Source organism: Brevibacterium jeotgali, assembly GCF_900169175.1.
GTDB classification, from domain to species: domain Bacteria; phylum Actinomycetota; class Actinomycetes; order Actinomycetales; family Brevibacteriaceae; genus Brevibacterium; species Brevibacterium jeotgali.
Window position 1 is genome coordinate 285,146 of the sequence record NZ_FXZM01000003.1, and the last position, 11,271, is coordinate 296,416.

Below are 11,271 nucleotides of genomic sequence, written 5' to 3' on the forward strand. Positions count from 1 at the left end.
GCGCGGGTTCCTCGTGCGCGTGCGCGCGCACTGTGACTGCTCTGTCCCGGCGATCGTAGCGCGCAGGGGCTCGCCCGCATCAGGGCTTCCGCCAACCGGACGGGCGCCTGGGAGCACGTCTTCTGCGAGGATCGTGCCGAAAGCCGTGCATGACGACGCCGGAAGGCGTATGATTATTCGCATGAGTGAATATACCGTGGCGGTCTCCGGTGCCACCGGCTATGCCGGCGGCGAGATCCTCCGTCTGCTGACCGGTCACCCGCAGCTGCGGGTGACGACGGTCGCGGGGCATTCGACCGCGGGCGACCTCCTGGGACGACACCAGCCGCATCTCGGCTCCTGCGCGCACATGGAGATCCAGCCGTCCACTCCAGAGGCCCTGGCCGGACACGACATCGTCGTCCTCGCGCTTCCGCACGGTGCGTCCGGCGCGATCGCCGCCGAACTGGAAGCGACGAGCCCGGGGACCCTGATCCTCGACCTCGCGGCCGACCACCGCCTCACGGACGCCGCGGCCTGGGAGGAGTTCTACGGCAGTGAGCACCAGGGCAGCTGGGACTACGGCCTGCCCGAACTCCTGCTCGCCGACGGATCGAAGCAGCGGGAGGTCCTCCGCCGCGCGACGCGCATCGCAGTGCCAGGATGCAACGTCACCGCGGTCACGCTGGGCTTCCAGCCGCTCGTCCAGGCGGGTCTCGTCGATCCCACCCGGCTCACGGCGACCCTGGCGAACGGCGTGTCCGGAGCAGGGAAGGCGATGAAGCCGCACCTCCTGGGCGGCGAGATCATCGGCGACGTGAGCTCCTACGGACAGGCCGGGACCCATCGCCACGTGCCGGAGATCGAGCAGAACCTCGCCGGAGCGCTCGGCATCGGTGTCCAGGCCCAGCACGCCGGAGGCGTCCGCATCGCGCTGACCCCCACTCTGGTCCCCATCGTGCGCGGCATCCACGCGACCCTCTCCGCACCTCTGGCTCCGTCCGCAGTCGTCGCCGACGCCCCGGACGCCATCGCACGAGCCTTCGACTCGGCCTACGCCCGTGAACCGTTCATCACCGTGCTGCCCACGGGGCAGTGGCCCCGCACCTCCTCGGTCACCGGCTCGAACAGCGCCCACGTCCAGTGGGCGATCGACGAACGGGCGGGCACCGTCCTCGTGTCAGTCGCCCTCGACAACCTCGTGCGCGGCACTGCGGGGCAGGCGCTCCAGTCCGCCCACCTCGCGCTCGGCCTCGATGAAGACCTCGCCCTCCCCGTGAATGGAGTCGCACCATGACCGTCACCCACCCGACCGGCTTCCGCGCCGCGGGCCTCACCGTGGGGCTCAAGGACTCCGGCAGGTCCGACCTGTCGCTCGTCGTGAACGACGGGCCCTCCGATGCGGTGGCCGCCGTCTACACGTCGAACCGCTGCAAGGCGAACCCCGTCCTCTGGTCGGAGCAGGCGAGCGTCGACGGACGTGCACGCGCCGTCGTGCTGAACTCCGGCGGTGCGAACTGCTACACGGGAGCGTTCGGCTTCGAGACGTCCCGCCGCACGGCCGAGCGGACGGCCGAGCTGCTCGAAGCGACCCCCGAGGACGTGCTCATCTGCTCGACCGGACTCATCGGTGTGGGCGGACAGGACTTCCGCGATCGGATCGTCGACGGTCTCCCCGCACTCGTCGAGGCGGCGCAGGAGGGCGCGGACCACGGGCGTGCGGCTGCGGAGGCGATCATGACCACCGACACGGTGGCGAAGACGATCGAGCGGACCGAGGCCGCCGGTGCGGGTGAGTACCGCGTGGGCGGCATGGCGAAGGGCGCAGGCATGCTCGCGCCCGGCCTCGCGACGATGCTGGTCGTCCTCACGACTGATGCAGACCTGCCGGCGTCCGTCCTGGACCGCGCACTGCGCCATGCCACTGCGCACAGCTTCGAGCGCCTCGACACGGACGGCTGCATGTCGACGAACGACACCGTCGTCCTCATGGGCTCCGGCGCGTCCGGGACGGTGCCGGACGAAGAGGCCTTCACCGCGCTCCTCACGGATGCGTGCCTCGATCTCATGCGCCAGCTGCACGTCGATGCGGAGGGAGCCCACCACGACATCGCGATCACGACGAGCGGCGCGGCGAGTGCGGACGACGCTGTCACCGTGAGCCGCTCCGTCGCCCGCTCCAACCTCTTCAAGGCCGCGATCTTCGGCGAGGACCCCAACTGGGGCCGCGTGGTCGCCCAGGTCGGGACCACCGATGCGGCGTTCGATCCCGCACGCATCGATGTGACCATCAACGGAGTGCGGGTCTGCACCGACTCGACACCGGACCAGGATCCGGAGTCAGTCGTCTTCACCCGCGAGGTGAGCGTCGACATCGATCTGAAGGCCGGCGCTCACACGGGGACCGTGTGGACCTCCGACCTCACCCATGATTACGTCGAAGAGAACAGCGCATACTCGACATGAGCGACATGAGCGATACGACGCACGAGTCTGCGGAGCAGAGCACCACGCCGGCACAGCGGCTCGCCCAGGCGCAGGCCAAGGCCGACGTGCTCACGGAGGCGCTGCCGTGGATCAAGACGTTCGCGGGTGCCACGATCGTCATCAAGTACGGCGGAAACGCCATGGTCAGCCCCGAGCTGCAGCAGGCCTTCGCCGACGACATCGCGTTCCTGCGGTTCGCCGGGCTGCGGCCGATCGTCGTCCACGGCGGCGGTCCGCAGATCTCTGAGATGCTCGATCGCCTGGGCATCGAGAGCGAGTTCCGCGCCGGCCAGCGCGTCACCAGCGACGAAGCCGCCCACGTGGCGCGGATGGTGCTGTCGGGACATGTGAACCGCGACATCGTCGCGCGCATCAACCAGAACGGCAGCTCCGCAGTCGGGCTGTCCGGGGAGGACGGCGACCTCCTGCTCGCCCGCCCGGCCCAGGTGCTCGTCGACGGCGAGCCCGTCGAGCTGGGCCGGGTCGGAGCGATCGAGAAGGTCTCGACGGATCTCCTCCATGAGCTGCTCGACGCAGGTCGAGTGCCCGTCGTCTGCTCGATCGCCGGAGAGGTGGGGGGAGAGCCGGGGAAGCCGCTCAACATCAACGCGGACCTCGCCGCCGCCGCGATCGCCCGGCACATGCAGGCGGACAAGCTCGTGATGCTCACGGACGTGGCGGGCCTGTACCGGAACTGGCCGGACACCGACAGCCTCATCTCGCAGATCTCGACCGATGAGCTGCGGGGACTGCTGCCCAGTCTGGACTCCGGCATGATCCCCAAGATGACCGCCGCACTCGAGGCGGTGGAGGCCGGAGTGGGGCACGCCCACATCGTCGACGGCCGGGTCGCTCACTCGATCCTCCTCGAAGTCTTCACGACCGAGGGGATCGGCACGATGGTGAGCGCGGATCCCGACGCACTGGAGAAGACCATCGGAGGCCTCGCATGACAGACACGGAGGGCACAGGAATGATGACTGGCACGAGCGAGTGGCGCTCGCACCACGAAGCGGCGATCCTCCCCGCGCTGGGGAGGCCCCAGCGGCTGCTGGTCCGCGGTGAGGGAGCGCTCGTCTGGGACGAGACGGGTGCGCAGTACGTCGACCTGCTCGCCGGCATCGCCGTGAACGCGCTCGGCCACGCTCATCCTGCGATCGTCGAGGCGCTCACCGCGCAGGCCTCGACCCTGGGGCACATCTCGAACTTCTTCGCATCGCCGCCCCAGATCGCACTCGCGGAGCGGATCCTCGCACTCGCATCGGCACCGGTGGGCTCGAGCGTCTACTTCTCGAACTCCGGTGCCGAGGCGAACGAGGCCGCACTCAAGATCACCCGGCGCACCGGACGCTCGAAGATCGTCGCGGTCGACGGGTCGTTCCACGGTCGCACGATGGGAGCGCTCGCCCTCACGGCGAAGACCGCCTACCGCGAGCCGTTCGAACCCGGTGTGCCGGGCGTCGTCCACGTCCCGTTCGGGGACGAGGCCGCACTGCGCGCCGCGGTCGATGCGGATACGGCCGCCGTCGTCCTGGAGCCGATCCAGGGAGAGTCAGGGGTGCGCCGTCACCCCGCCGGGTACCTGACGGCCGCACGCGAGGCGACCGACTCCGTCGGCGCGCTGCTCGTGCTCGACGAGGTGCAGACCGGGATCGGGCGGACCGGATCGTGGTTCGCCTTCCAGGACCCGCACATCGGCGAGGGCGTGACACCCGACGTGATCACGCTCGCGAAGGGATTGGGCGGCGGGATGCCGATCGGCGCGACCCTCACGTTCGGGGACCGTGTGACCGGGCTGCTCACACCGGGGCAGCACGGCTCGACGTTCTCGGGCAACCCCCTCGCCACCGCGGTGGGCCTCGCGGTCCTCACGACGATCCAGGATGAGGATCTGCTGGCCCGCGCCGCCGACCTCGGCGGGCGGATGCGCACCGCGCTCGCCGCTCTGCCTCAGATCACCGAGGTGTCGGGCGCCGGCCTGCTCATCGGCATGGAGCTGCGCGACGGCAACGCGAAGGCGGTCGCTGGCGCGGCTCTCGACGCGGGCTGGATCGTCAACCCCGTGACGGAGACCCGACTGCGGATCGCACCGCCGCTCATCATCACCGACGACCAGCTGCTGGGCTTCGCAGACGCGCTGCCCGGCCTCATCGCCTCCGTCGCCCCCGGCGCAGCGGATGCCGAAGGAGGAGCATGACCCGCCACTTCCTCAAGGACACCGACCTCTCACCGGACGAGCTCACCGACGTCCTCGACCTCGCCGGGCAGCTCAAGGCCGCCCCGTACTCGAAGCGCCCCCTCGAGGGACCGCAGACCGTCGCCGTGTTCTTCGACAAGACCTCGACCCGCACGCGGGTGAGCTTCGCGGCGGGGGTGAGCCAGCTGGGCGGCAGCCCGCTCATCATCAACCCCGGGGAGAGCCAGCTGGGGCACAAGGAGTCGATCCCGGACACCGCACGCGTGCTCGACCGCATGGTGTCCGCGATCGTGTGGCGCACCTTCGCGCAGTCCGGACTCGAGGAGATGGCGGAGCACTCTTCGGTGCCCGTCGTCAACGCGCTCTCCGACGACTACCACCCCTGCCAGATCCTGGCCGACCTCGTGACCATCCGCGAGCACCGCGGCACGGGCGAGGGCAACGGCCTGGCGGGCCTGACGATGAGCTACTACGGCGACGGTGCGAACAACATGGCCAACTCGTACGCGCTGGGCGGCGTGAACGCGGGCATGCACGTGCGCATCGCCGCCCCCGCCGGCTACCAGCCCGCGGACCAGGTGGTCGCCGAGGCCCAGGAGCTGGGACAGCGGACGGGCGGAACGCTCACGATCACGGATGACCCGCTGGACGCGGCACAGGGCGCGCACGTGCTCGTCACCGACACCTGGGTGTCGATGGGGCAGGATTCCGCCGGACGCGACGACAGCGCCTCGCCGTTCAGTCGGTTCCAGGTGACGGAGGAGCTCATGAACCTGGGCGACGATCCGATCTTCCTCCACTGCCTGCCGGCGTACCGGGGCAAGGAGGTCGCGGCCTCGGTCATCGACGGGCCGGCATCCGTCGTCTTCGACGAGGCCGAGAACCGACTCCACGCACAGAAGGCTCTGCTCACGTGGCTGCTGAGCAGCTGAGGACGAAGACGGCGCGCCAGCAGCTCATCGTCTCGCTCATCGAGCGGCAGACGATCGCATCGCAGTCTGAGCTCGCCACCCGGCTTGCCGCGATGGGCGTGTCTGTCACCCAGGCCACGCTCTCCCGCGACCTCGGCGAGATCGGGGCCGTCAAGGTGCGGGGGGCCTCGGGCGCGGTGTACGCCGTGCGCGGCGAGGGCGGCGACAGGGACACCCTCTTCTCCGCACAGGGGGAGGACGTCTTCGACGCCCGACTCCAGCGGCTGCTGGAGGAGGTGCTCGTGAGCGCTGTGCACTCGGATAACCTGGTCGTCCTCCGGACGCCTCCCGGCGCGGCCCAGTACCTTGCGAGTGCGATCGACCGCTCCGTCCTCGCCGGCGTCCTCGGATCGATCGCCGGGGACGACACCGTCCTCGTCATCGGTGCAGCGGACGTGGGCGGCGAGCGGATCGCCCGGCTCTTCCTCGACCTGGCCGGACACGAGGTCGCGGGCCCCGGCGCGACCGAGGACACGCGGAACTGACCACCCGGGCGCGCACGCGCGCCCTCGATGACGCAGACTTCAACCACAGCACGCCGCCCGCGGGCGGTGCACACGAGACACAAGGAGAACCCTCATGACCGAACGGATCGTCCTCGCCTACTCGGGCGGACTCGACACCTCTGTCGCGATCGGCTGGATCCACGAGGCCACCGGCGCGGACGTCGTGGCCATGGCCGTCGACGTCGGACAGGACGGCGAGGACCTCGAGACCATCCGCCAGCGCGCCCTGGACTGCGGCGCCGTCGAGGCATACGTGGCAGACGCCCGCGATGAGTTCGCGGAGGAGTACTGCATGGCCGGCCTCAAGGCCAACACGCTGTACATGGACGCGTACCCCAACGTGTCCGCGCTGTCCCGCCCGATCATCGCGAAGCACCTGGTCCGCGCCGCACGCCAGTTCGGCGCGACGACCGTCGCCCACGGCTGCACGGGCAAGGGCAACGACCAGGTCCGCTTCGAGGTGTCCCTGACCTCGCTCGCACCGGACCTCAAGTGCATCGCCCCGGTCCGCGACCTGGCTCTCACGCGTGAAGCCGCGATCGAGTACGCGGAGCGCAACGAACTGCCGATCGTCACGACCAAGACGAACCCCTTCTCGGTCGACCAGAACGTGTGGGGACGCGCCGTGGAGACCGGATTCCTCGAGGACATCTGGAACGGACCCACGAAGGACGTCTACGAGTACACGGACGACCCGGCCTTCCCGCCGCCGGCCGACGAGGTGACGATCACCTTCGAGAAGGGCATCCCGACGAAGATCGACGGTCGCGCGGTCACGCCGCTCGAGGCGATCGTGGAGCTCAACCAGCGTGCAGGAGCTCAGGGCATCGGTCGCATCGACATCGTCGAGGACCGCCTCGTGGGCATCAAGTCGCGGGAGGTGTACGAGGCGCCGGGCGCGATGACCCTCATCGCCGCTCACCGCGAGCTGGAGAACATCACGCTCGAGCGCGAGCAGGCCCGCTTCAAGAAGCAGGTCGAGCAGCGGTGGACCGAACTCGTGTACGACGGCCAGTGGTACTCCCCGCTCAAGCAGAACCTCGACTCGTTCATCGACGACTCGCAGGAGTACGTCAGCGGAGAGATCCGGATGGTGCTGCACGGCGGTCGCGCGACCGTCGAGGGCCGCCGCTCCGATTCGACGCTGTACGACTTCGGGCTGGCGACCTACGACGAGGGGCAGACGTTCGACCAGTCCGCAGCACGCGGCTTCATCGACATCTTCGGCCTCTCGTCGAAGCAGGCCGCGGCCCGCGACGTGCGGTTCGGCAAGGACAAGCTGAAGTGAGCCAGGAGCAGAGCCTTCCGCACGCCGGCGACGGCGCGGGCCCCGGCGAGGCCGATCGGGTGGCCCTGTGGGGCGGCCGGTTCGCCACCGGGCCCGCGGATGCGCTGGCCCAGCTGTCGAAGTCGACGGACTTCGATTGGCGACTGGCCCGCTACGACCTCGCAGCCTCCCGCGCCCATGCCCGCGTGCTGTCCCGCGCTGGGCTGCTGCGCGAGGAGGACCTCACAGGGATGATCGACGCGCTCGATGAACTCGAGCGGCGGGTCGTCGCGGGTGAGTTCCTGCCGGCGCAGGACGACGAGGACGTGCACTCCGCGATGGAGCGCGGTCTCATGGAGATCGCGGGGACGGAGCTGGGCGGCAGGCTGCGCGCGGGTCGATCGCGCAACGACCAGATCGCGACGTTCGGGCGGATGTATCTGCGCGACCACTCGCGGGTCGTCGCAGGGCTGCTGCTCGACACGGTCGAAGCACTGATCTCACAGGCGGCTGCGCACCCCGAGGCGTCCATGCCCGGTCGCACCCACCTCCAGCACGCGCAGCCGGTCCTGCTCGCGCATCACCTGCTCGCGCACGCATGGCCGCTGCTGCGGGACGTCGCCCGGCTGGTCGACCTCGACGCGCGGCTCGCGGTGTCCCCGTACGGATCGGGAGCGCTCGCGGGCTCCTCTCTGGGCCTCGACCCGCAGGCGGTCGCGGAAGAGCTGGGCTTCGTCGACTCGGTGGAGAACTCGATCGACGGAACGGCGTCTCGCGACGTGTTCGCGGAGTATGCGTTCGTCGCCGCCATGATCGGTGTCGACCTGTCGCGACTGAGCGAGGAGATCATCCTGTGGGCGACGAAGGAGTTCTCGTTCGTCATCCTCGACGATGCGTTCTCCACGGGCTCGTCGATCATGCCGCAGAAGAAGAACCCCGACGTCGCAGAACTCACCCGGGGCAAGTCCGGCCGCCTCATCGGCGATCTCACCGGTCTGCTCGCGACGCTCAAGGCGATGCCGCTCGCCTACAACCGGGATCTCCAGGAGGACAAGGAGCCGGTGTTCGACGCGACGGATACGCTCGAGCTGCTCCTGCCGGCGTTCACCGGGATGGTCGAGACCCTGGTGTTCGACGTCGAGCGGATGGAGCATCTGGCGCCGCGCGGGTTCGCGCTCGCGACCGACGTGGCGGAGTGGCTGGTCCGCGAGGGCGTGCCGTTCCGCGTCGCGCATGAGCTGTCCGGCGAAGCCGTTCGCCTCGCGGAGAGCCGCGACGTCGAGCTGTGGGATCTGACCGACGGCGATTTCGCGGGCATCTCCGAGCACTTCACCCCGGCCGTGCGCGCCGTGCTCACGACGCACGGCTCGATCGACTCCCGCAGCTCCAAGGGCGGGACGGCTCGCAGCGCCGTCGCGCAGCAGCTGGAGAACGCCAGGACAGAAGCAGCCCGGCTGCGAGGGTTCGCCCGACAGCGACTTCGCTGAGCAGCGCCCAGCCTCCGCGCACATCCGCGGACCCGGGGCCGACCGCGGCAGGGGATCGCACCGGACCACGGTGACGACGACCTCGGCCGCGGTCGGCCCCGAACGTCTGCGTCGGACCGGCGACTCAGGGCCGGATGGTGACGAGCACGCACTGTCCGGACGGTTAGACTGGTGGGCGGCGCGCGACCGCGATCCGGCCGGGAATCGGCGGCAGGAGCGGAAGGCGACCGTGTACGGAAGGGAAAGCTGTGACCGACATCCTCAGCGAGCTGCAGGCCAGGAATCTCGTGGCTCTGTCCACCGACGAAGACGCGCTGCGCAGGGCGCTCACCGAGGAGACGGTCCGGTTCTATGTGGGATTCGACCCCACCGCACCCAGCCTGCACATGGGCAATCTCGTCCAGATCCTCACCGCCAAGCGACTGCAGCAAGCCGGCCATAAGCCGTTCGCCCTGGTGGGCGGCGCGACCGGACTCATCGGAGATCCGCGGATGTCGGGGGAGCGGACGCTCAACCCCCGCGAGGTCGTCGACGGGTGGGTCGACAGCATCCGCGGGCAGATCGAACGGTTCCTCGACTTCGACGGCCCCGTCGCCGCGCAGATGGTCAACAATCTCGACTGGACGGGCGGACTCACGGCGCTGGACTTCCTCCGGGACATCGGCAAGCACTTCTCGATCAACCGGATGCTCGCCAAGGAGACGGTCGCCACGCGACTGGACAGCGAGCACGGGATCTCCTTCACGGAGTTCTCCTACCAGATCCTCCAGGGCAACGACTTCCTCGAGCTGAACCGGCGCCACGGCATCACACTGCAGACCGGCGGGTCCGACCAGTGGGGCAACCTCACCTCCGGGGCGGACCTTCTCCGCCGCGTGGAGCAGAAGACCGTGCACGCTCTGGCGACGCCGCTCATCACGAAGGCGGACGGCACGAAGTTCGGCAAGACTGAATCCGGCACAGTGTGGCTGGACCCGGCACTCACCAGCCCGTACGCGTTCAGCCAGTTCTGGCTCAACGCAGATGATCGTGATGTCGTGAAGTACCTCCACGTCTTCTCGTTCCGGTCACTCGAGGAGATCGAGGACATCCGTGTCCGCTTCGAGGCGGCGCCGCACACGCGGATCGCCCAGAAGGCGCTCGCGGAGGAGATCACTGCGATGGTCCACGGCGAAGAGCAGGCGAAGCAGGCGTTCGCAGCTGCCGATGCGCTGTTCCGCGGGGGCGAACTGCGGGGCATCGACGGTTCGACGCTCTCCGCCGCGACGGCGGAGCTGCCGCGCGGCGAGGTGACGGCGGCACAGCTGGAAGAGGGGGTGTCCGTCGCAGACGCGCTGGCGTTCGCAGGAATCGTCAAGTCCAAGTCCGACGGACGTCGGGCGGTGCGTGAAGGCGGGGCCTACGTCAACAACGCGAAGGTCGACGGCGAGGACGCCGTCGTGACCCAGGCGGATGTCCTGGACGCCGGCGATTCCGGCGTCATCGTCCTGCGCCGCGGAAAGAAGACGCTGGGCGCGCTGACGATCGTCACCAGCTGAGCGGAGTCGGAGATGGACTCGAAGAGGACCGATCTGCTCGGACTCCTCGTGTTCACGAGTGCGGCGCTCCTGCTCGGGTGGGCCGTCATGATTCCGCTGCGGATCGTGGTGGGCTGAGAGCCCGTCCACGATGATGCTCACCCCGGCACCCGCCGCCTGGATCGCAGTCCGCTGGGTCGACGGGATCCGCTTCAGTCGGATGTTCGCGGACCTCGGGCTCATCCCGAGGCGGGCTGCTCCTCCTAGTCGTCGGATGCATCTGCGTCAGCGCCTGGTTCTCCTGGCTGCAGATCCGCGGGGGCTCTGTATGGCCGGCGGTCTTCGGGCTCGCCGGTGTGGTTCTGTGCGGCGCTCTGGTGCGGTTGAGGAGCCTGAGTGAGCAGGTGTGACCGGCGACACCGCGAACCGAGTTGCGTTGTCCCCGGGTCCTGGCATAGATTTACATCTGTTGCTCGACGGGAACACCGAAGAGAACAGGACGGCCGGTCGCATACGAACCGCAGTCGCCTGGTACCACTGGAACGGCAGTCGGCAACTTTCACTCGAAGGTCTGGATCGCGGCGGGAACGCAGCGCTTCTGGGAGTGTGACGCGGATCACGTTCAGTTGATTTGCGAAGCTGGTTCGGGTGGGGATAGAGTTACAACTCGTTCGCCAAAAGGAAACGCAGCGGAAACGGTGTGTGAATATCTGGCGGGCGTCTGGTTTTGAATATATGGAGAGCACCTTTCGGTGAGGGCTGGGCGTTGTGTGTCTGGTCGGATCGGTTTGTGTGTCTGTTCTTTGAGAACTCAATAGCGTGTTTGTTTGTTTTTGATGATGCCAGTTATTTATTTGCTG

The 11,271-nt window shown here is 68.8% G+C and carries 9 protein-coding genes; all 9 read left to right on the top strand.

The genetic code is table 11. The features are described 5' to 3' along the window. Positions 1–181: 181 nt before the first annotated feature. On the top strand, positions 182–1,276 hold the full coding sequence (argC, locus tag BJEO58_RS04755) for an N-acetyl-gamma-glutamyl-phosphate reductase (protein ID WP_101588167.1): 1,095 nt from the start codon (positions 182–184) through the stop codon (positions 1,274–1,276). Then, positions 1,273–2,445: a bifunctional glutamate N-acetyltransferase/amino-acid acetyltransferase ArgJ gene (argJ, locus tag BJEO58_RS04760; RefSeq protein WP_101588169.1), complete on the top strand. Its 1,173-nt coding sequence runs from the start codon at positions 1,273–1,275 to the stop codon at positions 2,443–2,445. The genes argC and argJ overlap by 4 nt, the downstream gene beginning before the upstream one ends. Continuing rightward, positions 2,442–3,419, top strand: coding sequence for an acetylglutamate kinase (gene argB / locus BJEO58_RS04765; RefSeq protein ID WP_373270405.1), 978 nt, complete (start codon positions 2,442–2,444; stop codon positions 3,417–3,419). Before argJ ends, argB begins: the two co-directional genes overlap by 4 nt. Then, on the top strand, positions 3,416–4,663 hold the full coding sequence (locus BJEO58_RS04770) for an acetylornithine transaminase (protein WP_246075973.1): 1,248 nt from the start codon (positions 3,416–3,418) through the stop codon (positions 4,661–4,663). Before argB ends, BJEO58_RS04770 begins: the two co-directional genes overlap by 4 nt. Further along, positions 4,660–5,595, top strand: coding sequence for an ornithine carbamoyltransferase (argF, locus tag BJEO58_RS04775; RefSeq protein WP_101588172.1), 936 nt, complete (start codon positions 4,660–4,662; stop codon positions 5,593–5,595). The genes BJEO58_RS04770 and argF overlap by 4 nt, the downstream gene beginning before the upstream one ends. Continuing rightward, positions 5,577–6,119 carry an arginine repressor gene (locus tag BJEO58_RS04780; RefSeq protein WP_101588173.1) on the top strand — a complete coding sequence of 181 codons (543 nt, stop codon included), beginning with the start codon at positions 5,577–5,579 and terminating at the stop codon, positions 6,117–6,119. Before argF ends, BJEO58_RS04780 begins: the two co-directional genes overlap by 19 nt. 94 nt (positions 6,120–6,213) lie before the next feature. Further along, on the top strand, positions 6,214–7,428 hold the full coding sequence (locus BJEO58_RS04785; protein WP_101588175.1) for an argininosuccinate synthase: 1,215 nt from the start codon (positions 6,214–6,216) through the stop codon (positions 7,426–7,428). A 59-nt stretch (positions 7,429–7,487) separates the two neighbouring features. Continuing rightward, positions 7,488–8,894: an argininosuccinate lyase gene (gene argH, locus BJEO58_RS04790; RefSeq protein ID WP_101588234.1), complete on the top strand. Its 1,407-nt coding sequence runs from the start codon at positions 7,488–7,490 to the stop codon at positions 8,892–8,894. A gap of 248 nt (positions 8,895–9,142) precedes the next feature. After that, positions 9,143–10,432 carry a tyrosine--tRNA ligase gene (gene tyrS, locus BJEO58_RS04795; RefSeq protein ID WP_101588176.1) on the top strand — a complete coding sequence of 430 codons (1,290 nt, stop codon included), beginning with the start codon at positions 9,143–9,145 and terminating at the stop codon, positions 10,430–10,432. Positions 10,433–11,271 lie beyond the last annotated feature (839 nt).